Raw genomic sequence first — 24546 nt, 5'->3', positions numbered from 1 at the left:
TATCCCGCTGCCATCCCTGATCTACGTGAACGGAACAACCATGTCCGATATCCCCCGAGCCGAAGCCGCCGCCACGGTCAAGTTCCCCCACCGCTCCAGGCGCGGCATCCTCCTCGGCCTGACCGCTCCGCAACTGATCACCGCCGCCCTCACCGGCCTGCTCCTGCTCACGGTGATCCTCACTCGCGGTGTGGTCGGCGCGCTCGAACTCATCCCGGTGTGGGCGGTGATCGTCCTGTTCGTCTTCGTCCGTCACCGGGGGAGGTCCCTGGCCGACTGGACACCGGTCGTCACCCGCTACGCGCACCGGCGTATGCGCGGTCAGTTGCTGTGGCTGACCCGCCCGTCCCAGCGGCCGGTGCGTGAGGGCATGTTGCATCTTCCCGGCACGGCGGCGAGCCTGCGCGTGGTCACCGCCCCCGACGGCCGGTACGGCGCGGTCCACAACCCGCACACCGGCACACTCACCGCCGTCGTCAAAGTGTCCTCCCGCGCCTACGCACTGCTCGACCCCGGGACGCAGAATGCCCATGTCGCCGGGTGGGGACGTGCGCTTGCCGCGCTGGCTCGTACGGGTCAGGTGGCCCGGATCCAGGTGATCGAGCGGACAGTGCCGGACTCCGGCGATGCCCTTTGCCGCCACTGGGAAACCCACGGTCGGCCCGACGCCCCGCTGGCGGGCGCCGTCTACAGCGAGCTGATCGCTTCCGCCGGTCCGGCGGCGGCTCCGCACGAGGCGTACGTTGCGGTGTCGCTGGACGCCAGGGCTGCCCGGCGGCTGGTCAACCAGGCCGGAGGTGGCCTGACCGGCGCCTTCAGCGTTCTGGGACAGCTCACCTCCACCTTCGACCAGGCCGCGCGCACCGCCGGGCTCACCCCCACCTGCTGGCTCTCCGCCACACAGATCGCGGCCGTCGTACGGACCGCCTACGACCCCAAAGCCCTCGCGGCACTCGACCGCTGGTCAGCGTCCAGCCGCCCCGAGGCCGATCCTGCCGCCGCCGGCCCGGTTGTGGTCGTGGAGAAACCGGACCACATTGCGACGGACTCGGCCTTCCACACCACGTACTGGATCGAGAACTGGCCCCGCACCGAAACCTCGGCGGGATTCCTGCACCAGCTCCTGTTCACCGCCGGGGTGCGCCGGACCCTGTCCCTCTCGTACGAACCAAAGGGACTCGATGCCGCCCTGCGGGATGTCCAGCGCAAGAAGGCCAGCGTGATCGCGGACGCCGCCGAGCGTACCCGGCGCGGGCAGGTCGACTCCGAGGCCGACGCGATCGAGTACCAGGACATCAAGTCCCGTGAACGCCAGCTCATCGCCGGCCACGCCGACGTGGCCATGACCGGGCTGCTGACCGTCTCCGCCGACTCCGAGGACGAACTGCGCACAGCGTGCGCGGTGGTGGAGACCGCGGCCGTCGGCGCGCAGCTCGATCTCCGGCCGCTGACCTGGCAGCAGGCCGAGGCGTTCACCGCCGCCGCCATGCCGCTCGCCCTCGCCGCCTGATGCCGGCCCTCGCCCCGTCTGAAAGAGCACCGCCATGTCCCGCAGCACCGCTTCTTCGACCCCGCAGGACTTCGTGCCCTTCGCCACCGCCGCCCTCGACTTCCACCGCGCACTCAACATCCCCGAAGGGCCCCTGGTCACCTCCCGGGCCGAGCTGGACTCCCTCCACGCACACCTCATCTCTGTACACGGACTCCTCGACGCTCACGCCGTCCGCACTGGCGCTCTCGTGCGGGTCGAAGGTGATCTTCTCCGTGCCGTCCGCACTCGGATCTGGCAGGCCGCCGACCACCTCCACACCGCCTACCACACAGCCCCTCGTACCGGATCCGGTGAGATCCCCGACCGCGAGGAATGCCAGTCCGGCCTGCCCGAAGGCGCCCCGGAACTGACGATCTGCCAGCGCCACCAGGCAGCCGCCCGCCTGGTACGCCGCCGCACCACCCCCTCCGACCTGCACACCCCCTTCACCGGCCTCATCCGCCACTGACCACCTTGCCGTTGACTGGAGATTCCGTCATGCCCAGGACCCGCGCCACCGCCTCCCACCTCTTCGTCCCCCGCAAGACATCCCGCGCCGAACAACGCGCCGCGCGCGCCGGCTTCGCCGAGGCCCGCCGCCAGGCCCGCCTCGCCGGAGTGGCGCCGAAGCGCAGCAACGAGGAGACCTACGGGGCAGAGCTGCGGCCGGTGTATCCAGCGTCGGGACGCCCAGGCCCTGCCTCGGCGCGGGGCGGCAGGCTCCGTCTGCCCGCCCACCGGATGACCACCGCCACCGTCTCGGGCGCCTACCCCTTCCTCGCCGAAGGCGGCCTGGGTGCGGAGGGCATCTTCATCGGCCGCGACGTCCACGCGGAGGCGGCGTTCTGCTACGACCCGTTCACGCTGTACGGCAGCGGCCGGATCGAAGGCTTCACCAATCCGAACGCAGTGCTGGCCGGGATCATCGGCATGGGCAAGTCCGCACTCGCCAAGTCCATCGCGACCAGGTCGATCGCGCACGGCTACCGGGTCTATGTGCCCTGCGACCCCAAGGGCGAGTGGACCGCGGTCGCCCAGGCTCTCGGCGGCTACACCATCGCCCTGGGCCCCGGCCTGCCCGGCAGGCTCAACCCGCTGGACGCCCCCGCCCGCCCCGCCTCGGTCACCGAGGACAACTGGTCCGGCGAGGTCCGCAAGCGGCGCCTCCTGCTCCTGGCCGCCCTCGCCCGCACCGTCCTCACCCGCGACCTGCAGCCCATGGAACACACCGCCCTCGACCTCGCCCTGGACCTCGTGGTCACCGACGCCCAGGCGCGCGGGACGGTGCCGCTTCTCGGCGAGATCGCACACACCCTCGGCTCACCCGAACGCCTCGACCAGGCCCTCGGCGACCAGGCCAACCGGATGGGGCCCGCTGCCCAGGACCTGGCCCACGCCCTGCGCCGCCTGGTCCACGGTGACCTGTCCGGCATGTTCGACGCACCGTCCACCGTCGCATTCGACCCCACCACGCCCATGCTCTCCATCGACCTTTCGCGTCTTGGCGGCGCGGGCGACGACACCGCGCTCGTGCTGGCAATGACGTGCGCGAGCGCCTGGATGGAATCGGCCCTCGCCGACCCAGACGGCGGCAGGCGCTGGGTGATCTACGACGAGGCATGGCGCGTCATGCGCCACATCGGCCTGCTCGAACGGATGCAGAGCCAGTGGAAACTCAGCCGGGGACTCGGCATCGCCAACCTCATGATCATCCACCGCCTCAGCGACCTGCTCTCCGCCGGCGACGCCGGATCACGCGGCCGGGTCCTCGCCGAGGGCCTCCTCGCCGACTGCTCCACCCGCATCATCTACCGCCAGGAACCCGACCAACTCACCGCCGCCACAGCCCTGCTCGGCCTGACCGGCGTCGAAACCCAGGCCGTCTCCGCCCTCACCAAAGGCCGCGGCCTCTGGAAAGTCGCCGGCCGCTCCTTCATTACCCAGCACATCCTCCACCCCACTGAACGCCACCTCTTCGACACCGACACCCGCATGACCGCCAAATCCGCATTCCAGATAAATCACTGACAACTGGAAAGTCGATTGGAATCCCTGTGCCGACCTCTGCCCGCAGATCCGGGACCGCGCCCCACTGTCCCCTCGTTCCCGCCCGTCCCGGATGGACCCGCCATGCCCACGACCGAGCACCGCCCACTCCCCGACATCGCCGTCGGGCACCACCCCCAGTACGGCATCACCGCCGCCAACCCCGAGCGCCTGCCCGCCGGCCAGTGGATGCTCGAACGCCTCGACTTCCACCCAGTCCCCGGCCACCCCACCCTGTATGTCCTCAACGACCAGGCCCGCTGGGGACAGGACCGCGCCACACGCGCCGTGGCCTATCTGCGCAGGGCCGGATACCAGGTCGACGCAGACACCGCGTTCGAACCCCTGACGGACCACCGCCCCGCTCCCCAGCACGACCGACCTGCGCGCGTCGAGCCCGACGTCGCCTTCGCCGAACATCCCCAGCTCGGCATCATCGCCGCCACCGCCAACGACGCCGACCTCGGCGGCCAGTTCCTCGAAGAACACGGATGGCGCCACAACCCCCGTCTCGACATCTACACCCTGCCCACCACTACCGACCGCCGCGAGGCGCTCGGCAAGGTCGCCCGAGCCACGCCAGCCATGCAACGGGCCGGACTCCAGGTAGCGGTGCACCCCCACCTCGCCCGGGAGACAGCCGCACGCCGACCATCCGTGCCCACGACGGCAGTGCACAACGAGCGCGGCCAGGGCTTCGTCGGCACCATGTCCCGCGTCAGCGCTGCCGCGCGCGGTGCCAGCCCTACTCGCGCCGGCCTGCCCGCCAAGCCGCCGCTTCTCGCCCGCGGCGTCGCTGCCCCGGCGGCGCGCCCGGTGGATCCGCGCATCGCGTTCACCCGAAACCGCTGACTTTCAACTCCCGTAAGGGGACGTTCCCATGGCTGTTGTTGGTACGCCCGGCTGTCAGAACGTGTGGAAAGGCGAGTCGGGTAGCTGGGGGGCGGTGAGGCCCGCCCTGGAGCATGTCGGCAGTCATTGCCCATCGTTCGTGGTCCAGCCACGCACCGTTGATGTGCTGGAAGCTCCGGGCCCGCCTCGGCTTCGCCCAACACCCCACCGCTTTCCCGCCACCACCGATAGGAGATCCGCCTTGTCCGAAGCACCAGCAGAGCCGTTCATGACGATCCGGCACACCATCACCGGCGAGATCACCACTACCGGCTACAACGCCGCCGCCCGGCGGATCCTGCTCCAGGCCGGCTTCGAAGAGACACCAGGCTGCGCCTGCCGAGCGACGGAACCCGGTACGGAGCGGACGCACGGGCCTGCTCGGCAGCCAGCGAGCTGCTCGTCGCCGGCCATCCCCTGCACCTGGACCGAGCCCTCGGTCGGCCGGTGAGCGCCGACGGTACGCCCCGGTTGGCCCGGTCGCCGATGTCGGCACAGTCCGTGATCCGCTCCGAGAGCGGCCAGCCTCTCCAGCACATCGCCGGCCCCGCCCGCACCCCCACCTGTTGAAGGGAGCCCGTTTTGACCACACCCGGAACGCCTACCAGTCCAGCGCGCACCAAGGGCGGCGAGCTACGGGCCAAGGTGGCCCGACTGCTGGCCGGCCGGCCGGCGGACACGCTCACCATCGGGGACATGGCCAGGCATCTGGGCCACTCCCACGGCGCCGTCCGCAACGCCGCCCTCACCCTGGTGCGACGCGGCGAGGCCGACCAAAGCGGGACCGGGCAACCGGAGTTCCGCGCGAACGCGAAAACCGCCGCAGCCGCGCAGACCGCTGTGATCAGCCCACCGGGCACCCACTCTCCCCGCGCCCAGGCGGCCACGGCCCGCACGACCATTCCCGCAGCAGCCACGCCCAGGCAGACCGGCCCGATCCGCCGCGCGGGGGGCCAGCTCTACCATCCCCGGGAGCTGGCCGATCTGCCCGACGTCGAGGCGTTGAATCGCTTGCGCGACGCCGACGTGCCGGTGCTGCTCTACGGCCCTCCGGGCACCGGCAAGACGAGTCTGGTCGAGGCGGCGTTCCCGGACCTGCTCACCGTCGCCGGTGACGGCGACACCACGGTCGGCGACTTGGTCGGCGAGTACACACAGGACGACGCGGGAGCCTACGTCTTCCAGTACGGTCCGCTGGTCACCGCGATGACCGAGGGCCGGGCCCTGCTGATCGACGATGCCACATTGATCTCACCGAAGGTCCTGGCGGCGCTGTATCCCGCGATGGACGGGCGCAGGCAGATCCAGGTCAAGGCCCACAAGGGCGAGACCGTCAAGGCCGAGCCGGGCTTCTACGTGGTGGCGGGCCACAATCCCGGCGTCCACGGCGCGGTGTTGACGGAGGCGCTCGCGAGCCGGTTCAGCGTGCAAATCCAGATCGGCACGGACTATGACCTCGCCCTGGCGCTGAGGATCGATGCACGGGTGGTCCGGATCGCCCGACACCTCGCCCACCAAAGTCGAACTCGGCGAGCTGGGCTGGGCCCCCCAACTGCGAGAGCTGCTCAGCTACCAGAAGACCGAGGCCGTCCTCGGCACCAAAGCCGCGCTCGCGAACCTGGTCGGCATCGCTCCTGCGGAGGATCGCGACGCCGTCGCCGCCGCCGTCATCAAGGCTGTCGGCGTCAAGAAGATCGCTCCCCTCACCCTCGGCAAGCAGCTCCCCGCCTCGGCCGCCCGGCAGCCCCCGGGCCACGCCGGCTCCGCACACCGGGGCCACTCGCGATGAGCGCCCACCACCACGTCCAGCCCCCCGCCACCACGCCGGACGACGAAGCCGACCTCGCGCGATGGGACGACGACGGCGCCCCGCCCGCGCGACCCCGTTCCTCCCCGCACTTGTGGCTGCGCGTGGGAGCCGAACTCGGCGATCGCCTGGTCGCCCTCTCCGGCCGCCAGGACCTCCTCGTCACCTGCCGCCCCGGCACGCGCAGCGGCGCACCGGCCGCGTTCTTCCCCACTCTGGGCGAGGTCGAGTTCGACGCCGGCCTGTTCGCCCCGCTGAAGCCCCACGAGATCCATCCGCGGATCGTGGGCGACGAGGAGCGGTATCCCGCCGCCTGGGGAGTGTTCGTCCACGAGGCCGCGCACGCGGCCCACTCCGTCTGGACGAAGCCTGCCGGAGCGAACCCCCGTGTCGTCGAGGCCGCGCTCCTCCTGGAGGAGAGCCGCGTCGAAGGCGCGCACCTGATCACGCGGCCCACGGACCGCACGTACCTGCGCACCAGTGCCCGAACCCTGGTCATGCCCGACATCGCCCACCCCACCCTCCAGGGCATCGAGCACGCCGCCTCCGTGGCGGCCCTGGTCCTCGGCCGCCGTGACGTCGGCATCCTGGACGCCGGCGAGACCCGGGCCGTCGCCGATCTGTGCGAAAAGGTGCTGGGCGCAAACCTGCTGGCCACACTCACCCGCATCTGGACCGCAGCCCACCAGTGCGCCGACCACGACGCCACGACCATGCTCGCGCACGCTCAACAATGGTGCGACGCTCTGAACACCGCGGCCCCCGCCCTGCCCGTGCCGGAGAACCTCACCGATCTGCTGTCCGGCGCCGTGGGGGTCGTCATGGACAGCACGGCAGCCACCGACGCCGCCGACCTCGCGGCACAGGCCGCAGCGGCCAACGCCGTGGCCGCGCAGTCCAAGGCGCAGGCTCAGGACCGCGCCCAGCGGGCCGGCCAGCGACGCAAGGCCGCCGCCACCGCCAAGTCGGTCTTCAACGCCCGTGGCACCACCGTTGCTCCCGACGGCACACCGGCGCCCTACGGCAACCCGGTCACCGGCACCCGCAGGCCCACTGCCGCCGAGCAGAGTGCCGCCGCGCGCCTGAGCCGTGCCCTGCGTGCCGCCGCCTACCGCGAGCGGACCGAGGAGCGGTCCACCAGCCCCACCCCGCCCGGCCGCCTCAACATGCGCGCGGCCCTCGCCCGCGACGCTCAGCGCGCGGCCGGGTCGGTCCCCACCGCGGAACCCTTCACCCACACCCGCCGCCGGAACTCCCCCACCCCACCGCTGCGTGTGGGTATCGCCGTCGACGTCTCCGGCTCCATGCGTGCCGCCTGCGCGCCCGTCGCGTCCGCTGCCTGGATCGTGGCACGCGCAGCAGCCCTGACCGACCCCGACTCCCTTACCGCCACCATCGCCTATGACAGGCACCTGACCGCACTGACCCGACCCACCCACCGAGCACCAGAGCGCGTGACGACGTTCGATGCCAACGGCGGCCACCACAACCTCGGCGACGCCATCGACGCACTCGACCACGGCCTCGAACTCAGCCGCCCCGGCGCCGGCCGCCTCCTCGTGATCGTCACCGACGCCCGGTACGCCAGCGACGAAACCGCTCAAGCCGTCACCCGCGTCAAGCAGCTCACGACCGCCGGCTGCGCCGTACTCCAGCTCACCCTCACCGCCAAGTCCCACCACTTGCCGGGAACCACCTTGCTGCACCTGCCCCAGCCCTCCAGCGCTCCCTCCGCCATCGCCGCGGCGGCCACAGACGCCATCCGCAGGACACGCTGACGGGCTCAAGGACAGCGAAGGTGCCGCCATCGTCAGGCTGTTCCAGAACCCGGCCGGCTGCTTCGTGTCCGCCGATCGTGGCCGCAACGTCTCGTCCTCAGGCATGTCCACACCATCGCAGGCCGCTCCGAAGGACGTGAACCCATTCCCTGGCCCACCTGTACGGGCCACGAAGCCGATATCACGGGTTCGACTGCTGACCCGGCGGACGTATGCGGGCAGAGCGCTAGCGCAGGCCGGTGATGGCGAGGTCGAGGAGGCGTGTGGCCTGGGTGGTGCCGTCGGGTGTGTTGGGGGTGCGCCACAGGCAGCTCAGCAGCATGATCACGTCGACGGGGTCGATGCCGGGGCGGATGTCGCCGGCCTGTTCGCAGGCGTCGAGGAGTTGCTGGACGGCTGCGGTGACCGGGGGCCAGGAGGCGCTGATGACCTCCTGTGCGGCGGCTGAGTGGAGGGCTTCGCCGAGGTCGTGCTTGATGCGGACGTAGGCGGTGAGCGTGGTGAACCAGCGGCGGAAGGCGTCCAGCGGAGGGTGTTCGGCCAGGACGTCGGGCACGGAGGCGATGAGGCGGGCCAGGTCGTGCCGGTAGACCTCCAGGATCAGTGCCTCGCGGGTGGGGAAGTGCCGGTAGAGCGTCCCCGCGCCGACGCCGGCCCGCTTGGCGATGGAGTTGAGGGAGGCGCCCGGGGACTCGGCCAGGGCGTCGTGGGCGACCTGCAGGATCGTCTCGCGGTTCTTCAAGGCGTCCGCGCGCTGTTGCGGGGCACTGGCCATCGTGTCCTCCTCAGAGCGGGCGGGTGCGCCCGGAAGTAGCCCCGGCCGCGAAACGGAGAGTTCTCCGTTAGGCTTGAACGAGTCGGCGGAGAGTTCTCCGCTTGGCTTCGTTCCCATTCTAGGAGCTTCCCCGTGCGCTATATCAAGCTCGGCCGCACCGGTCTCGATGTCTCCCCGGTCGCCATCGGCGCCATGACCTACGGCGAACCCGACCGCGGGCACCCGGTCTGGTCGCTGGACGAGGAGTCCAGCCGCCCGCTGGTCAAGCACGCCCTCGAAGCGGGCGTCAACTTCTTCGACACCGCGAACATGTACTCCTACGGCTCCAGCGAGGAGATCCTCGGCCGGGCGCTGAAGGACTACGCGGACCGCGACGACGTCGTCATCCAAACCAAGATCCGGCACGTCATGCGGCCCGGCCGCCCGAACGGCGGCGGCCTGTCGCGCAAGGCGATCATGAGCGAGGTGGAGCACAGCCTGCGCCGACTGGGCACGGATTACGTCGACGTCCTCATGATCCACCGCCTCGACAACGAGACGCCCTTCGAGGAGACCCTTCAGGCGCTGGACGAGGTCGTCAGGTCGGGCAAGGCCCGCTACCTCGGCGTATCCTCCATGCACGCCTGGCAGTTCGCCAAACTCCTGCACCTGCAGGAGCGCCACGGGTGGGCCCGCTTCGTCACCCTGCAGGACCACTACAACCTCCTCGCCCGCGAGGAGGAGCGCGAAATGCTGCCGCTGTGCGCGGACGAGGGCGTGGCCACCAGCATCTGGAGCCCGCTGGCCCGCGGCCGGCTCGCCCGCCCCTTCGACCAGGCGAACACCGGCGAGCGCGCCGCCACCGACGGCGCCTACGCGGACACGCTCTACCAGGCGAACGCCGACAGCGACCGCCTCATCGTCGACGAGGTCGGCGCTGTCGCCGAGGCCCGCGGGGTCAGCCGCGCCCAGATCGCGCTGGCCTGGCTGCACCGCAACCCCGTCGTCGCCGCCCCGGTCGTCGGTGCCCGCACCATCGGGCAGATCGACGACGCGGTCGCGTCCGTCGACCTCGACCTCACCGACGAGGAGGCCCGGCGCCTGGAGACGCCCTACACCCCGCGCTACGACTTCCAGGGCGTCTCCGACGAACGCGAGATGGAACGCATCAAGGCGTCCATCCCCGGCTACGCCAACCTCTGACACCGCGCCCACACCGCGGCACCGCCACCGCGTCACGCGCGTGCCGGTCCGGGACGGCCCGGTGCGCGCGTGACGCACCACCCCCGACGACTGAGGTGCAGATATGTCCGAACCTGTAGGGCGGCTGGGGTCCGTAGCGCTGGACTGCGCCGACCCCCGACCGCTCGCCGCCTTCTGGGCGGCCATGCTGGGCGGAGACCTCACGACCGAGTCCGACGCCTTCTGCGCCGTCGAACTCGGAAGACTGCTGCTGGTCACCGTCCGCGTACCCGACTACCGGCCGCCCCAGTGGCCCGACGGCCAGGCCAAGCAGTTCCACCTGGACGTGGCCGTCGAGGACCTGGACAGGGCCGAGCGCCTCGCGCTCGCCACCGGCGCGACCACAGCTGCCCACCAGCCCAACCCCACCCGTTGGCGCGTCCTGCTCGACCCCGCCGGCCACCCCTTCTGCCTCACCACCCTCATCCCCAGCTGAACACACCCCTCGTGCCCACCGACACCGTCCCTGCGCACGAGCCCGCACATGAAGGAGACGTCCATGCCACAGGTCCTGGTCACCGGCGGCACCGGCTACATCGGAAGCTGGTGCGTACTCGCCCTGCTCGAAGCCGGGCACACCGTCCGCACCACTGTCCGCGACCTGGGGCGCGAACCCTCGCTGCGCTCCTGGCTCCACGCAGCCGCGCCGTTCGACGACACCCGCCTGACCGTGGTGCGCTCCGACCTCGAACGCCCCGACGGATGGGACCAGGCCGTAGCCGACTGCGACTTCGTCCTCCACGTCGCCTCACCGACCCTGCGCCGCACACCGGCCAACGAGGACGAGATGGTGGTCCCGGCACGTGAGGGCGTCCTGCGGGTACTGCGCGCCTCCCGTGACGCCGGCGTCCAGCGCGCCGTCCTGACCAGCGCGTTCGGCGCGATCGGGATAGGGCACCCCCCGCGCACCACGCCGTTCACCGAGGAGGACTGGACCAACGTCGAAGCCGACATCCCGCCCTACCAGCGCTCCAAGACCCTCGCCGAACGCGCCGCCTGGCAGTTCATTGCCGACGAGGGCGGCACCCTGGAGCTGGCCGCCGTCCATCCCGTCGGCGTCTTCGGACCACTGCTCGGCCCGGACGACCCGCCCTCCCTGCGCCTGGTGCGCAGAATGCTCGAAGGCAAGGTCCCCGCCTGCCCGCCCTTCGGCATGAGCTACGTCGACGTGCGCGACGTCGCGGACCTGCACCTGCGTGCGATGACCGACCCGGCGGCAGCGGACGAGCGCTTCCTGGCGTCCGCGGGACACAGCCTGCGCGTGGTCGACATCGCCCGAATCCTGCACGACCGCCTGGGCGACCGCGCCGCGAAGGCGCCGACCCGCGAACTGCCCGTATGGCTCACCCGCGGGCTCAGCATCGTGAACCCGGAACTGCGCCTGCTGCGGCACCAGCTCGGCCAGGACCTCGACGCCACCAGCGCCAAGGCCGAACGGCTCCTCGGATGGCGGGCACGCCCCATCGAGGACACCATCGCCGACACCGCCAAAAGCCTGCTCGCCCACGGCATCGGCACTGCGACATGAAGGGTGGGTTCGCACGGCCTGCCAGCGGGAGTCCGACGGCAGTTGGTAGGCCGACCTGGAGATCCACCTGCCCCGCCAGGGCAATGAGCGCGGCTGGCTCCTGACGGTCCCCGGCCGCCGTGGACTTCCAGGCACGTGCCACGGGTACAGGCTCCGCTGCCAAGCGCGATCGCATCCCATGCTGGCTGGCCGTCCCGTCTCACGCAGTAGCGGCCGTGTCAGTGCGGCGCGTCACCCAGTGAGCTGCTTGTCGAAGAAGCCGACGAGTTTCTCCACTGCTGGACCGACGTACTCGGGCTTGTCGTAGAGGGCGACGTGGCTTGCTCCGTCGATCCAGAGCAGTTCCTTGGGCTCCTGTGCCTCGGCGAACGCTTCGGTGGTCATGTGCCGGGTGACCGCTTCGGTGCCGACGATCATCAGCAGGGGACGCGGAGCGATCATGGCGATGAAGCGGAAGGGCTCGAAGACGGCGATCCGGTCGATGCTCGACCAGGTGAACTCCTTCGCAGAGCGGGGGTGCTGAGCACGGTCGGTGCAGTAGTACTCGAAGCCCTCGAAGCCATGCTGCCCGCCCAGCGCGCGCGCCTCCTCGGCCGTCTCGGGGAAGATGGGGAAGCTGCCCACGCCCTCTCCGCGCGCTTCCGCGGTCCGGGCCGCCGCGGCGGCATCCAGCATGGACTGGATTACGGCGGGGTCCTGGGTGTCGTCGGCGCCCGCGCGGAACTGGCGGCCAATGTCGGCGGCGCTTACGGTGGCGACGGCGCGGATGCGGTGGTCCGTGGCCGCGGCCGGGACGACGTAGCCGCCGGAGGCGCAGATACCCAGTGCCCCGATTCGGTGCGGGTCGACCTCCGGCCGGGTGCTCAGGAACGACACGGCCGCTTTGAGGTCCTCGACGCGATGCGCCGGATCTTCCAGTCCGCGCGGTTCTCCGCCGCTCTCGCCCTGGTAGGCGGCATCGAAGGCGAGCGTGACGAAGCCTCGCTCGGCCAGACGTGAGGCGTAGAGGCCCGCGGCCTGCTCCTTGACGCCACTGGCGGGGTGGCCGACCACGATCGCGGGCCGGGGAGTGGCTTCCTCGTCGGGAAGGTAGAGGCGCCCGGCCAGAGAGATGCCGGCGCTGTCGAAAGTGACATTTACGCTGTTCATGGCTTCACTTTCGGACCAGGTCAGCGGGTGCACAAGCGGTGGATTCCTGCCCCGGAAGGATCCTTCCCTCCCACATGAAGCAGCCCCGTGCATACAGTGGTGAACGTGACCCCGCCACGTGACACCAGCGAGGTGGGCGCCTTCCTCAAGGCGCGCAGAGCCGAACTGACGCCCCGCGCGGTCGGCCTGCCCGAGACCGGACAGCAGCGCAGGGTGGCGGGGCTGCGCCGCGAAGAGGTTGCGCAGCTGGCAGCCATCAGCGTCGACTACTACACCCGCCTCGAGCAGGGCCGCACGCCCGCGTCCGCTTCCGTCCTCGCCACCGTCGCCGCCGCGCTGCGGCTCGACGAGGACCAGCAGGCGTATCTGTACCAGATCGCAGGCAAGACGGACGCGCGACCGCAGCGCCGACACACCCGGCAGAGCCCGCGGCCCGCAATGCGCCGCCTCCTCGACCAGCTAAACGGCACTCCCGCCCTCGTGCTCGGCCGCTACATGGACGTGCTCGCCTGGAACCGGGCGGCCCGCGCGCTGTACACGGACTTCGGCACGATCCCCGCTCGGCAGCGCAACTACGTCAGGCTCGTGTTCACCGACCCCGTGATCCGCGCCCTGCACACCCGGTGGGAACACGACGCCCGCGACGCCGTCGCCGCTCTGCGCATGGAAGCCGCCTCGGACCCAGACCGTCCCGAACTGGCCCGGCTCGTCGGCGAGCTGGCCGTCCTGGACCCCGACTTCCGCACGTGGTGGGCCGAACGACGGGTCAACAGCGCGACCTACGGCACCAAGCACTACCGCCACCGAATCGTCGGGGATCTCACCCTGGACTGCGACACCTGGACCAGCCCCGACGGCAGCGGGCAGCGGCTCATGGTGCTCACCGCCGAACCCGGAACCCCCTCGGACGAAGCACTGCGCATCCTCGCCTCCTGGACAGCTCCCGACCACACGCACACCAAGCCCGCCACTGCCTCCGAGCCGACAGCGTCGCGAGCCCGCCTACCAGGCGTCGGATATGAGGGCTGAGCCGACGCACCTGGTGCGGCGGGCACATTCGGCACATTCAGGCGTGCGTCTCAGAGGGAACCCTGCCCGTGCGCGGTGGAGTCCTCTTTTCAACGCTTGAGCGGGCATGTCAGTGCGGCGACCGCGCAAAACCGCTTCGCCATGCCGGACGAATAACGCGCGCCGCCTCGTAGCAGTTCGACAACCAGTTGTCCTGGAAGTGCGAGCGGGTGCGTCCGCGCCAGGAGGGCAAAGCGGCCTGCCGATCAGTCGCCGCCGCCGTCGGGGGCCTGGGCCTTCCAGGCGTAGTACCCGGGCCCGAGGATGCTGTCGACCTGCGCGACGTCGACCTCCTCGCCGTCCTCACCGACGAAGGCGAGGCGCACGGGCCGGTCGGTCCTGGTGTCGACCAGCACCGAGGAAGGCCGTAGTCGTTGGGGCGATGCTTGTTGCCCCACTGGAGGAGGGCGCCCAGCACGGGCCGCAACTGGCGGCCGTCCGGCGTCAGGTAGTAGGCGTGGCGCTCCCGGGAACCTCGGCCGCCGGCCTCGGGGCGGTAGGGGCGGCGCTCCAGGATCCCCTCCTCGACGAGTGTGTTGAGCCTGGCGGTCAGGACGTCGGTGGAGATGCCGAGCGAGGCGCGGAACTCGCTGAAGGTGGTCCGGCCGTAGAAGGCGTCCCGGATGATCAGCAGGGACCAGCGCTGCATGCATTCCCGGGAGGCGCGCTACGGACGACGCCGTTCGTCTGGGAGATCGACGGAACCCGGGGATCCCTGCGGATCACCGGGGACATCGGCCTGCCCATGAGTGCCGCGCTGGCCGTCGAAGGGGCGCGCGACCAGGAGACCCTGTCGCCGCTCAAGCCTCCCGCCGGGTACGACCGGTTCCCGGAGCTGGCCGGAGCGCCGGCCCACAACGTCGCCCATCTGTACGCGGAGGTGGCCGAGGCACTGTCGGATGTGCCCCGTGCCGCGCACGAGGCGGAACCTCTCGGAGATGTGCACGGTGTCGCCCGGCCGCGTGTAGGTGAGCAGTTCGCGGAACTTCGAGCGCTGGAGGGGATGGAGGCGGCTGGAGGTGCCCGGGGCCTCCTCGAAGACGACCGGGTCCTTGATGCCTGCCTCGTCCAGGACGAGGTCCTGCCGGGCGGTCGACTGCTGATCGGTCGAGACCCGCTTGTAGACCAGGTTCGCCACCGAGGACCCCTTCCGTACCGAGGAATGGACCCTGTCTGTCGTCAAACCCTGTCATCAATCAGCATCGGATCTGATTGGATCCGCGCCGCCTCGAACCCCCGGATTGCAGGGGTTCATTGGACGCGTCGGCTGCCTGTCGTCAAACGTTTGCCGGCAGGCGGCCCGCAGCGTGGACCGGCCAGCAGCCATACCTCTGCCCGCATGCCGCGCCATCGCGGACGGCGATCCGGATGCGGCTGGCCCCGCGTAGCGCGGGGCCAGCCGTGTGCCGTGGGTCAGGAGAGGGGGTGCAGCCAGTGGGCCTCCAGTTCCCTCTCGACCAGGCCCGCGATGGCGGCGAAGTACGTCTGCATGAACGGCTGCGAAACGTGCGCCAGCAGGTGGGCGCCGGAGGACCAGCGCCCGTAGAAGGCGAAGGCGCCCGGCTGGTCCGGCGTGGTGTGCACCACGTACTGCTCGCATCCGTCCTCCTTGCGGGTGAGGCCGATGATCGCCTGGATCTCGCCCAGCATCCGGCCCTCCCCGCCCGCCTTGGCCCGGGCGTATCTATATACCGCGACTGGCGTGTCCGAGGCAAGGATGGCGGCGGGGATGAGGCCGTCGGGCATCGTGTCGTCAGTGCTCATGAGGTCCTACTCCGTCATGGTCGGTTCCGCCGGTGCTGATGGCCGCCTACCGGAGTGTAAAAGTTGACGTTAACGTCAAAGGCAAGTCGGGTGACGAACCCCGGGACGGCCCGACAGCAACCGGGACCCAGCGGCATACGGAGCAGATGGAGCGACGGGATGCGAATCGGCGAGGTGGCATCGGCCGCAGGAGTGAGCACGCGGGCGCTGCGCTACTACGAGCAGCAGCAGCTCATCGCGTCGAGCCGCAGCACAGGCGGGCAGCGCCTCTACACCCCGGACACGGTCGAGCGAGTGCGGTGGATCCAGCTCCTCTACGCTGCCGGGCTGAGCAGCCGGACGATCGTGGAGTTCCTGCCGTGCGTGCACACCGGTATCGCCGGCCTGGAGATGATCGCCCGGCTTCGCGCGGAGCGGGACCGCCTCGACGATCACATGCGGGACCTTGCCGCCACGCGAGCCCGACTGGACTCTGTCCTCGCCGCCGCCGAGTTCGGCGCGACACGGCCGGCTGGCGAGGCCGCGGGGGTCTGAGGCTCGACCAGCACGCGCACGCCTTGGCCCGGTGCCCAGGCCGAGGACGCCGAGCTGGTCCTCCATGCCCTCGCGGTAGCCGACGACCACACCGGGCCGAAGAAGCCGAGGAGTGGCTGTTCTCGGGCTTCAGCTGGGCGGAGTTCGACACCGAGGTGCATCTGATGCGCACGCTGGGCCGGTTCGAGGGCGGCGTTGACGCAGACCGGCCCCTTGGGGGACTCCTTGGAGGAGTTCACGGCCTCCGAGTTCCACTTCCCGGTCCGCGACTGGGACCTGTGCCGCTACAGAGACTGGTTCCTGCTCTCCTGCGTGGTGCTGCCCTGGATCGTCGAGCAGTACGACGCCGCGCTGGTGCCCGCCGGCTGACAGGCCCGCTTCAGTCGGCCGCCGACTCGTCCTCGTCCAGCTCCGGCGTATCCGGGTCGCGCAGCGGGCGCAGGGCGCTGGCGGCCGGGGTAGAGGCGGTGAAGCTGTAGCGGCCGAGCAGGTTCAGGTTCCGGTGCTTGAGCGGGGACAGGCGGGCGATGTCCTCGTCTCGGATCTCGTGGCCCTCGGCACGGAGCGCCTCGACGGCGGCGTCGATGTACTTCGTGGTCCACAGCACGATGGCGTTGAGGACCAGACCGAGCGCGCCGAGTAGACGGGTGAAGGCGACGTGGTCCGGCACGATCCAGTTCGGACTGGTCGCGCTGCCGATCAGGCTGTACGCGGCCACGGAGGAGCACTCTGTGCGCCTGCACGAGATCCACGTCGCTGACGGCAGTTCTCTGGGGGCTGAGCTGTTGCATGGCGACGTCTCGACGGTTGATGCAGCTCAGCGCTGTGCGCCTGAGCGTAGTAAGCGCAACACGTCTGGCGCTATCGCTGGTTCGGGTGGTTCATCTACTTCCGGTCCGGGAGCTATCGCGCGTACTGGAGCTGTTGCATCCGTTGCGGCACCAGGTCGTCGACGGCGGACACATGGCGCTCTTTGAGCACCCTGAGCTGGCCGCACGCGAGATCGTCTCCTTCCACGGAGAGGTCGGCGCGCGCATCACGGCTTGAGGCACCCGAACAGCGGGCCTGCGCCCAGGGGTTGCCCCTAAGCAGGGACTGCCCCTGGGCCGCCAGGCGGATCGCCTCAGGCGACGGGCACGATCGGGGCGCGGAACTGGCTGACATCGCCACCGAGGAGCCTGGGGACGGATGCGGCCGCCACTTCGTGGGGCTGGCCCAGTGAGACGCTGCTGACCTCGTCCAAGCGCTCATACTGGGCAGCGTCGAGCTGCACGTCGAGCGCGGCCAGGTAGTCCTCCAACTGTGGCAGGGTGCGCGGTCCGATCACCGGAACCAGCGGGGTGGCGGCACGAGAGGCGAACTCGCGGACCCAGGCGACCGCGACCTGAGCGGCAGGCACGCCGGTTTCCTTGGCGACGGCGAGGACCCTGTCCACGACGGCCGTCTTGCGTTGCGTGTCCTCGGTGTGAACGATGCGGCCCCAGTCACTCAGGCGCCCTTCGCTGCTTGTGCGGTACTTGCCCGTGAGGAGCCCGCCGCCCAGGGGCGACCACAGTGCGCCGCCGAGGCCGAGCGCTTCGGCCATGGGGAGGATCTCACGATCCGCGGTGCGCTCCACAAGGCTGTACTCGAACTGCACGCCGATGACCGGTGCCTGGCCCCGCAGCTCGCCCAGGGTGACCGCGCGGGAGGTGCGCCAGGCGGGGAAGTTGGACAGTCCGGCGTGCAGGATCAGGCCGCGCCGGGCCAGGTCTTCCAGGCCCCGCACGATCTCGTCCATGGGGGTCACGGTGTCGGGCATGTGGACCCACAGCAGGTCGATGTGGTCGGTCCGCAGCCGCTTGAGGCTGTCCTCTACGGCCCGTCGCATGTTCTGGCGGCTGTTGCCCACGGCCAGCACCCCCGGGTCGACGCCGACCCCGTAGGTGAACTTGGTGGCCAGGGTGAAGTGGTGACGCCGGCCGGTGAGCAGTTCGCCGAGGATCTCCTCCGACTCGCTGCCCTGGTAGCTCTCGGCTGTGTCGATGAACGTGCCGCCGGCGTCGGCGAAGCGGTCGAGGATGCGGCGGGCCTCGTCCCGGTCTGTGCCGGCGGCGACTGTGGTGCCGAACGTGCCGGCACCGAGCGCCACCTCGGACACGCGAAGGCCAGTGGTGCGGCCGAAAGTCGTGTACTGCATGGAAGTCTCCCAAGGGACAGCGAGCTCAGGATCGGGGTGGCTGCCTGGACGTGACGAGGTGCGCAGGTCGACACCCCAGCACAGGGTTCGATTTTTAGACTTATTCGTCATTGTGGCATTGCGAGTATGAAAGCGAAGCGAGTGAGGCGATGGTCGAGCAGGCGCTCGCGAGCCGTGGAGTCGGCCTTCAGTCGACCCCGTATACACGTTGCGGCCTCACCAGCACGGCGGCGCGACGCTCCGCCGCCATCACGCGGTCGTACTCCTCCCAGTCCCCGTGCCGCCCGCCGGCGGCGACGAAGATCTGCCTCAGGAGAATGCGGATGCGCTCCGCATCGAAGGCCGGGTGGTGGTCGTCAGGGCCGATGATCTCGGCCGTGCCCTCCACCGTGGCCCACGACCAGCCGACGCGCGCGGTCGCCGCGAGCCGCGGGCGGGCCCTGAGGTTGTTGAGCTTGACCTTGCCGGCGGTCACGAAGGCGACGACGCTCCCGTCGTCGAGCGGGTGGGGCACGACGGCGAGGTTGACCACTGACGCGTGCACGGCGCCGTTCGCGCGCAGGGTCGAGACCACTCCGAGGCCGTCCGCGGAGCCGGCCAGGGTCTGAAAGTCTTGCAGCGTAGTCATGTGCAGCTCCTAGCGAGCATGCGCTCTGCGGTCCTGTGGTCCGCTCGTCGCCTTCTCACTCCATGGGTTCGAAAAACATACGGACTACACTGGCAGCAGCCCGAGCAGAAGGAGGCGGCGGTGACGGCAACCGAATTCGACATCTTCGCGAGTGATGGGACGCGCGTCTGCTCGATCGCCGATGCCCTCGAACTCGTCGGTGACCGATGGTCACTGCTGGTGATCCGGGAGCTCGGCTTCGACGTGCGCCGCTTCGACCAGATCCAGAACCGCACCGGGGCCCCGCGCCAGATGCTCACCGCTCGCCTGCGCAAGCTTGAGGACGTCGGCATCGTCGAGCGCAGCAAGTACCAGGACCGGCCGGTGCGCTACGAGTACCTGCTCACCGCTGCCGGCCGCGAGCTCATCCCGGTCCTGTCCATGCTGCGGCAGTGGGGAGAGCGGCACGCGCCGCCCCGTATCGCGAGCAACGGCCTGCCGGCCACTGCTGCCACGCCGGTCAAAGCTGGCTGACCCCTCCCATCTGGCGCGCAGGCGTGCCGCCACCACCGAAGTCGTCGGGCACCCTGCCCGGGGGGCCCGACGACGAGCCGAGCCTCAGGCCGGGAGGAAGGGCTCGTCGTAGCGCGCGGCGTCCCTGACGCCGAGGACGTGCTGGGCGACGGGCCCGATGGGAACCCGCAGCGGGACGGTGTCCGCCTCAACGAGGTCCGCAAGAGCGGATGCCACCTGTTCGGGGCTGCTCATCATCTCCGGCGGAATGCCGCCCTCCAGCAAGGCCGCGTAGGGGTCGTCGTCCAGGGCGTACGTGGTCATGTTGTCCAGTGCGCCGGAGCTGATGGGACCGGGCTCGGCGAGCGTGACGTCGATGTCCAGCTTGGACAGCTCGATGGCGAGACTCTCGCCGAACGCTTCCAGCGCCCACTTGCTGGCCGCGTACGCGGAGTTGCCCGGCATGGCGATGCGTCCGCCCATGCTGGAGACGAGCACCAGGCGGCCGTTGCCGCGCCGGCGCATCTGAGGCAGCAGTGCCTGCACGACGCGGATCGCGCCGACGGTGTTCTGGGCGTACAGCCGCTCGATCTCTTCGAGCGGGCTCGCCTCGACGGCGGCACGGAAGATCACACCCGCATTCGAGATCAGTGTGTCGATCTCGCCAGCCTGCTCGACAGCGGCATCCACACTGGCCTGGTCGGTGACGTCCAAGCGCAGACGCTGCGCGACATCGAGGCCGTCCAGGGTGCGCGGGTCGCGGGCGGTGGCGACCACGCGGTGGCCACGCCTGGCCAGCTCGGCAGCGGTGGCTCGGCCGACACCCTTCGAGGCTCCGGTGATCAAGATCGAAGTCATGACGTGCTCCTTGTTCACACTGCGGGGACAGCCCTCGGGCCGCCCGCATCAATAGTAAGTTCCGTTTTCGAACTCTCTTGTTCGACGGTACCCTAGTGAGTCAGAAAAGTGAACTGACTCGGGGGCTACTGCATGCCGCACCCGCACGGGGCAGCTCAAAGGACCTCCACGACCTGGTCGGCGAGCTCTCCACCCGCAGTGACACCTTCCGGACCCGCTGGGCCGCCCACAACGTCACCCGCCACGGCACCGGGACCAGATGCTTCCACCACCCGGTCGTCGGCGACCTAACCCTCGCCTTCGAGGCCCTCGCCATGGCAGTCGAGCCCGGACTCACCCTCACCATCTACACCGCCGAACCCGGCTCACCCTTCGATGAGGGTTTGAAACTGCTCGCCTCCTGGGCCGCCTCACAGAACGCCGGTTCGTCCACGCAGGCAAGCTCACCCAGTCGAGCGGTATCCCGTGGTCGGCACCCGGATCTGGACCGCGGCCATCGGCGGCTTCTGGCTCCTGTGGTCGGTCATGGTGCCACTGACCCTTTTGTGGGTCATGGGCGTGGCCGAGAGCACCGAGGAGAACCTGACGAGCGAATGGTTCCGCAACGTCGTGGCGGGCACGTGGTGGGTTCTGGTCGCCAACATGCTGGCCGTGCCGTTTATGGCGGTGGCCGCCGTGATTCGCCTACTGCGCGGCCTGTTCGGTGACGTGGCGCGGTCGGCGTGACATCCGAAGGTGCGGTAGCGCCCCGGTCAGGCGGAGCCCCGGACCGAAGGCCGGCGGAGGAGGACCGAGTCCTCGGACGAGGGGCCGACCGGACGGCTCGGAACGCCCGGTCGGCCGAACGGCTCAGGGCGACCCGCGCAGGCCCCGGCGTGACTCTCGTCACTCGATGCGCCCCCTCGGGGGGCGCTGAAAGCGACACCGCGTGCCCCGTGGAGCGCGACACCGGCTCACGGCCTCGGCTGCCTACAAAGAGACGTGACCTGCGAGGGACACGGCGCTTCCCGCGACAGGCTCCTCCGAGCCCGGCGACCTGTCCGAACTGCTCCAGGCGGCCACCGACCGGGACCGGCCCGCCGAGAACCCCCACTTCTGACACCGCCCGGTGCCCCGCCCCGGGAGGGCACGTCGCCCTGCGTAACACCGCCGACGGGCTCGACATCGTCATCCGCGCGGACGGCCGCTGGGCCCGCCTGCACAACGACGCCCTCTCCGCGCGCTCCGCCTGCACGAGGTTTGCCTACGACGACCGCCTCGACGGGCGGCCCTGACCGCGGGCGTCTACCACTCATCTCCGGCCGGGCCAAAACGCGGAACCTCCGGATCCTCTTCCTGACCGTCCGACCACCGGGCCTGGGCCCGTTACGCACTTTTCGAGGTAGACGCCGTGTTCGCACGCCTGCAGCGCACTGGCCACACCGCTGGCCTGCTCGCCTATCTGTACGGGCCGGGCGAGCACGGCCATCACATCAACCCCCGCCTGATCACGGGCGACTGCCACGACACCCCGATCGAGGTCCCCGCACAAGGCGACGCTCCGCCGTACCTGGCCCGCGCCCTCGACGCGCCCGTCGAACGCCTCGGCACCCGGGCACCCGACCGGCCGGTGTGGGTCTGCTCGGTCCGTGCCGACCCCCGCCACCCCGACCTGACCGACACCCAGTGGGCCGAGGTCGCTCACCGCATGGTGGTCACCACCGGCATCGCCCCGGACGGCGATCTGGACGCCTGCCGCTGGATCGCCCTGCGCAACCAGCCCCACCGGGTCTACGTGGTGGCCACTCTCGCACGCGAGGACGGCAGCCTCCACAACACCTACCGCGACGCCTTCCGCATCCAGGCCGAATGCCACCGCATCGCCACCGAACTCGGCCACCTGCCCCCAGCCCCACACCCAACACCCCGCTTCCAGGAGTTACGCGTGCCTGCCCCCAATATCACGATCAGCATCGAGCCCAGCGGCAGCGTCACGGCCAAGGGCGCCAGCGATGGCCTGTCCGCCGCGCTCCTCACCCACGCCGGTTTCCGTCAGATCGAGGACTGGTACGGCCGCCGTCATCGGCTTCCGACTACCACGGCACCCGTAGACCGTACGGCCATCGCCTTCCATGCGGCTGAGATGCTCCGCGCCGCCCGGTACGAAGTTGCGTTGGATCCCGCTCTCGATACCGGCCAGCTGATCAGCCCGACCGATCCGTACGGTACCTATGTTGCCGGAGCGCACGTCCTGCAAGCTGAAGGACGACATCCGGGGAGCCGCGAACGCAACCGAGGCTGCCCTCGCTATCGACCAGCTCCTCCATCCGGCCGACGGTGTTCTGGTCCGGCTTCAGGAGGCCCTCGAAGCCACCGGGGAACAGGTCACCGACCTTGACGACGATGCCTGGGAACTCGCCGACCGCTTGACCGCCGCCTCGGAGCAACTCGCCACCGTCGGAGAGGAACTGGCCGGAACGGCTGCGGAGATACGCATCCTCGACAGCCCGCCGCAACGGGAAAGCAGCGACCGGTCCAGGACCGCCGCCCACAGCGCGGTCCCCGTCGCCGGCGCGGCCCGCGCCACCTCACCCGCTTCGGCCAACGTCTCGCCTCGCTTGGCGTGTCGGTGCCCGCGTCCATCACGCCCGCGTCGCCCGCGCAGGGCCCCAGCCCACGGACACGGTGAACCGTGATGCTCTCCTCCCGTTCCTCTTCACCGGGCCTGACGCGTACGTATTTCATCCGTGCCGCTGATGGCCTGGCGAGCATGACGGCCTCGTACGCGATCCCGCTTCTGGTGCTCCTCACAACCAACTCGACGACGCTGACGGGCGTCGCGTTCGTTGTGCAGTGGGTACCGCGCCTGGTGTCCTTCTCGTTCGCCGGATCGCTCGTGGACCGGTGGGGTGCCGGCCGGGCCTTCCGTACCGCCAACCTCGTCCGCGCCGCCGTGGTCGCGGTGGTCGGCGGGGTCCTGCTGGCTCTGCCCGCGACCGGTACGGCGACCACCTGGGTCGTCATGACCTTCGGGGCTGTTTCGGGTCTGGTGGCCGAGGTGTCCTTCGTCGCGGTCGAAACCCTCGGCGCCGCAGCCGGCCGTCGGCCCGGCGAACGAGCGCACCGGGTCCAAGCGGTGCAGACCGGTATCGACCAGGGCGCCCTGCTGCTCGGACCGCTTCTCGGCGGTCTCCTGCTCCTGTCCGGACCGCCCCTGCTGATGGCCGTGATCGCGGCGCTGGCTGTGACTGCGACGGCCGGTGCGCAGGGGCACAGTGGCCCGGTGGATCACCGTCCGGTTCCCAGCAGCCTGCTGACCGGCTGGCGGACCATGCGCAGCATTCCCCCTCTGGGCTGGCTGATCGGCGGTCTCGCCGCCTCCAATCTCTCTCTCGGTGTGCTCCAGGCCGCCACTCCCATCACGGTGATTCACCAGTACCACCGGTCGGGTGTGGAGGTGGGGACGATGTGGAGCCTGGCGGCCGTTGCCTCCCTGTTCGCTGTGTGGGCCGCCCACCGCGCGATCGGGCGGTGGCAGGTGTGGCCGGTCGGTGCGGCAGCCGCCACGCTCTCCACCGCGGCATGCCTGGCCATCGCTTTCGTGCCCGGCTTCCGCGCCTACACCGTGGTGGTCGCGGTGCTGATGGCCGCCGACGGGGTGCTGACCGTAGTCCTGCGGACCCTGCGCGGCCGTCTCATCCCCGCCCGTGCGTTCGGCTCCACCCTTGCGGTCACGATCATCCTGCTCCTGCTGCCGTTCCCCGTTGCCGGAATCCTCGTCGCCGCCGTACCCGCCGCCGGCCTCCCTCACCTGCTGCTGGCGTGCGCCGTTGTCCAGGGCGTGGTGCTAGGGCGTGTCTTCAAATGTCACGCCCACATCAGGAGCGAGGCGAGGGTGACGGCTGCCTGGTAGGACTCGGTGGTCTTCTCGTAGCGGGTCGCGATCCCGCGCCATTGCTTCAGGCGGTTGAAGCACCGTTCCACGACGTTACGCCGCTTGTAGAGCTGCTTGTCGAAGGCCGGCGGACGTCCGCCGCGGCTGCCGCGGCGGAGCCGGTTGCGGACCTGGTCGGCCCGCTCGGGAATGGTGTGTGGGATGCCCCGGTGCCGCAGCCAGGTCCGTATGGCGCGGGAGCTGTAGCCCTTGTCGCCCAGAACGTGTGCGGGCCGCACCCGGGGCCGCCCTGCTCCCATGCGAGGCACCCGGATTGCCTCCATCAGGGCGGTGAACTGCGTGCAGTCGTTGGTGTTCCCGCCCGTGACCACGAAGGCCAGCGGCCGCCCGAAGGCGTCGCAGGCCAGGTGGATCTTGCTGGTC

At 70.3% G+C, this 24546-nt stretch carries 26 protein-coding genes and 4 pseudogenes; 19 read left to right on the top strand and 11 right to left on the bottom strand.

Annotated features, from left to right (window positions below):
* The first annotated feature begins 40 nt into the window (after window positions 1-40).
* From WH07_RS10960 to WH07_RS10930, 7 genes and pseudogenes are all read left to right on the top strand, one after another.
* Complete coding sequence (locus WH07_RS10960; protein WP_046498681.1) at window positions 41-1510, top strand: SCO6880 family protein; 1470 nt, start codon at window positions 41-43, stop codon at window positions 1508-1510.
* A 34-nt stretch (window positions 1511-1544) separates the two neighbouring features.
* Window positions 1545-2000 (top strand): DUF6238 family protein, encoded by a 456-nt coding sequence (locus tag WH07_RS10955; protein ID WP_046498678.1) that lies wholly within the window; start codon window positions 1545-1547, stop codon window positions 1998-2000.
* 29 nt (window positions 2001-2029) lie between these two features.
* Entirely contained in the window at window positions 2030-3559 is a 1530-nt protein-coding gene (locus tag WH07_RS10950; RefSeq protein ID WP_046498676.1) for a P-loop NTPase family protein, read from the top strand.
* A 102-nt stretch (window positions 3560-3661) separates the two neighbouring features.
* Window positions 3662-4429, top strand: a complete 768-nt coding sequence (locus WH07_RS10945) for a hypothetical protein (protein ID WP_046498672.1) — start codon at window positions 3662-3664, stop codon at window positions 4427-4429.
* A 268-nt stretch (window positions 4430-4697) separates the two neighbouring features.
* Window positions 4698-4919 (top strand): hypothetical protein, encoded by a 222-nt coding sequence (locus WH07_RS10940; protein WP_016572176.1) that lies wholly within the window; start codon window positions 4698-4700, stop codon window positions 4917-4919.
* A gap of 194 nt (window positions 4920-5113) precedes the next feature.
* Window positions 5114-6257, top strand: a pseudogene (locus WH07_RS10935) (AAA family ATPase).
* Window positions 6254-8053 carry a vWA domain-containing protein gene (locus WH07_RS10930; protein ID WP_046498668.1) on the top strand — a complete coding sequence of 600 codons (1800 nt, stop codon included), beginning with the start codon at window positions 6254-6256 and terminating at the stop codon, window positions 8051-8053. Before WH07_RS10935 ends, WH07_RS10930 begins: the two are co-directional and overlap by 4 nt.
* Before the next feature lie 226 nt (window positions 8054-8279).
* On the opposite strand, the gene WH07_RS10925 is transcribed toward WH07_RS10930, so the two are convergent.
* Window positions 8280-8828: a TetR/AcrR family transcriptional regulator gene (locus WH07_RS10925; RefSeq protein WP_046498666.1), complete on the bottom strand. Its 549-nt coding sequence runs from the start codon at window positions 8826-8828 to the stop codon at window positions 8280-8282.
* 132 nt (window positions 8829-8960) lie between these two features.
* Between WH07_RS10925 and WH07_RS10920 the strand changes: the two genes are divergently transcribed.
* The 3 genes from WH07_RS10920 to WH07_RS10910 all read left to right on the top strand — a co-directional run bounded on the left by WH07_RS10920 (window position 8961) and on the right by WH07_RS10910 (window position 11577).
* Window positions 8961-10010, top strand: coding sequence for an aldo/keto reductase (locus tag WH07_RS10920; RefSeq protein WP_046498663.1), 1050 nt, complete (start codon window positions 8961-8963; stop codon window positions 10008-10010).
* A gap of 103 nt (window positions 10011-10113) precedes the next feature.
* Window positions 10114-10485 carry a VOC family protein gene (locus WH07_RS10915; protein WP_046498659.1) on the top strand — a complete coding sequence of 124 codons (372 nt, stop codon included), beginning with the start codon at window positions 10114-10116 and terminating at the stop codon, window positions 10483-10485.
* 63 nt (window positions 10486-10548) lie between these two features.
* On the top strand, window positions 10549-11577 hold the full coding sequence (locus tag WH07_RS10910) for an SDR family oxidoreductase (RefSeq protein WP_046498656.1): 1029 nt from the start codon (window positions 10549-10551) through the stop codon (window positions 11575-11577).
* 231 nt (window positions 11578-11808) lie between these two features.
* On the opposite strand, the gene WH07_RS10905 is transcribed toward WH07_RS10910, so the two are convergent.
* Window positions 11809-12726 carry an alpha/beta hydrolase gene (locus WH07_RS10905; protein ID WP_046498739.1) on the bottom strand — a complete coding sequence of 306 codons (918 nt, stop codon included), beginning with the start codon at window positions 12724-12726 and terminating at the stop codon, window positions 11809-11811.
* Between the two features lie 105 nt (window positions 12727-12831).
* Between WH07_RS10905 and WH07_RS10900 the strand changes: the two genes are divergently transcribed.
* A complete protein-coding gene (locus WH07_RS10900) occupies window positions 12832-13755 on the top strand; it encodes a helix-turn-helix domain-containing protein (protein WP_079023133.1) in 924 nt (307 codons plus the stop codon).
* 245 nt (window positions 13756-14000) lie between these two features.
* Here WH07_RS10900 and WH07_RS41060 read toward each other — a convergent pair whose 3' ends face one another.
* From WH07_RS41060 to WH07_RS10890, 4 genes and pseudogenes are all read right to left on the bottom strand, one after another.
* A complete protein-coding gene (locus WH07_RS41060; RefSeq protein ID WP_232788820.1) occupies window positions 14001-14150 on the bottom strand; it encodes a hypothetical protein in 150 nt (49 codons plus the stop codon).
* 29 nt (window positions 14151-14179) lie between these two features.
* Window positions 14180-14443: pseudogene (locus WH07_RS42130) on the bottom strand (winged helix-turn-helix transcriptional regulator); the annotation flags it as partial.
* A gap of 18 nt (window positions 14444-14461) precedes the next feature.
* A complete protein-coding gene (locus WH07_RS41055) occupies window positions 14462-14932 on the bottom strand; it encodes a recombinase family protein (protein WP_232788819.1) in 471 nt (156 codons plus the stop codon).
* A gap of 275 nt (window positions 14933-15207) precedes the next feature.
* A complete protein-coding gene (locus tag WH07_RS10890) occupies window positions 15208-15558 on the bottom strand; it encodes a putative quinol monooxygenase (RefSeq protein ID WP_046498653.1) in 351 nt (116 codons plus the stop codon).
* A gap of 159 nt (window positions 15559-15717) precedes the next feature.
* Here WH07_RS10890 and WH07_RS10885 point away from each other — a divergent pair, with 159 nt between their 5' ends.
* On the top strand, window positions 15718-16092 hold the full coding sequence (locus tag WH07_RS10885; protein ID WP_046498651.1) for a MerR family transcriptional regulator: 375 nt from the start codon (window positions 15718-15720) through the stop codon (window positions 16090-16092).
* Between the two features lie 213 nt (window positions 16093-16305).
* Window positions 16306-16461: a hypothetical protein gene (locus WH07_RS39700; protein WP_157877326.1), complete on the top strand. Its 156-nt coding sequence runs from the start codon at window positions 16306-16308 to the stop codon at window positions 16459-16461.
* Window positions 16462-16471: 10 nt separating this feature from the next.
* Here WH07_RS39700 and WH07_RS10880 read toward each other — a convergent pair.
* Window positions 16472-16732, bottom strand: a pseudogene (locus WH07_RS10880) (Tn3 family transposase); the annotation flags it as partial.
* A gap of 170 nt (window positions 16733-16902) precedes the next feature.
* Here WH07_RS10880 and WH07_RS10875 point away from each other — a divergent pair.
* Window positions 16903-17139, top strand: a complete 237-nt coding sequence (locus WH07_RS10875; RefSeq protein ID WP_157877325.1) for a hypothetical protein — start codon at window positions 16903-16905, stop codon at window positions 17137-17139.
* A gap of 76 nt (window positions 17140-17215) precedes the next feature.
* Here the strand turns inward: WH07_RS10875 and WH07_RS10870 are convergent, their stop codons facing one another.
* A complete protein-coding gene (locus tag WH07_RS10870; protein ID WP_046498645.1) occupies window positions 17216-18271 on the bottom strand; it encodes an aldo/keto reductase in 1056 nt (351 codons plus the stop codon).
* 187 nt (window positions 18272-18458) lie between these two features.
* Complete coding sequence (locus tag WH07_RS10865) at window positions 18459-18899, bottom strand: TIGR03618 family F420-dependent PPOX class oxidoreductase (RefSeq protein ID WP_046498643.1); 441 nt, start codon at window positions 18897-18899, stop codon at window positions 18459-18461.
* Window positions 18900-19019: 120 nt separating this feature from the next.
* Between WH07_RS10865 and WH07_RS10860 the strand changes: the two genes are divergently transcribed.
* Window positions 19020-19412 (top strand): winged helix-turn-helix transcriptional regulator, encoded by a 393-nt coding sequence (locus tag WH07_RS10860; RefSeq protein WP_232788818.1) that lies wholly within the window; start codon window positions 19020-19022, stop codon window positions 19410-19412.
* Between the two features lie 84 nt (window positions 19413-19496).
* Here the strand turns inward: WH07_RS10860 and WH07_RS10855 are convergent, their stop codons facing one another.
* Complete coding sequence (locus tag WH07_RS10855; protein WP_046498639.1) at window positions 19497-20249, bottom strand: SDR family oxidoreductase; 753 nt, start codon at window positions 20247-20249, stop codon at window positions 19497-19499.
* Window positions 20250-20362: 113 nt separating this feature from the next.
* Between WH07_RS10855 and WH07_RS40325 the strand changes: the two are divergent.
* The 4 genes and pseudogenes from WH07_RS40325 to WH07_RS10840 all read left to right on the top strand — a co-directional run.
* Window positions 20363-20695 (top strand): annotated as a pseudogene (locus WH07_RS40325) (MmyB family transcriptional regulator); the annotation flags it as partial.
* Window positions 20696-20714: 19 nt separating this feature from the next.
* Window positions 20715-20975, top strand: coding sequence for a hypothetical protein (locus WH07_RS39690; RefSeq protein ID WP_046498636.1), 261 nt, complete (start codon window positions 20715-20717; stop codon window positions 20973-20975).
* Window positions 20976-21639: 664 nt separating this feature from the next.
* Window positions 21640-22626 (top strand): hypothetical protein, encoded by a 987-nt coding sequence (locus tag WH07_RS40320; RefSeq protein WP_198533780.1) that lies wholly within the window; start codon window positions 21640-21642, stop codon window positions 22624-22626.
* A gap of 297 nt (window positions 22627-22923) precedes the next feature.
* Window positions 22924-24141, top strand: a complete 1218-nt coding sequence (locus tag WH07_RS10840; protein WP_046498725.1) for an MFS transporter — start codon at window positions 22924-22926, stop codon at window positions 24139-24141.
* On the opposite strand, the gene WH07_RS10835 is transcribed toward WH07_RS10840, so the two are convergent.
* Window positions 24096-24546 (bottom strand): IS5 family transposase (locus WH07_RS10835; RefSeq protein WP_107073637.1); only part of this gene is annotated, 451 nt, incomplete at its 5' end. The genes WH07_RS10840 and WH07_RS10835 overlap by 46 nt on opposite strands.

It is taken from the genome of Streptomyces odonnellii, assembly GCF_000981895.1.
GTDB lineage: Bacteria > Actinomycetota > Actinomycetes > Streptomycetales > Streptomycetaceae > Streptomyces > Streptomyces odonnellii.
The sequence above is the reverse complement of the archived record's forward strand: the minus strand, read 5'-3'. Positions and strand labels throughout refer to the sequence as shown.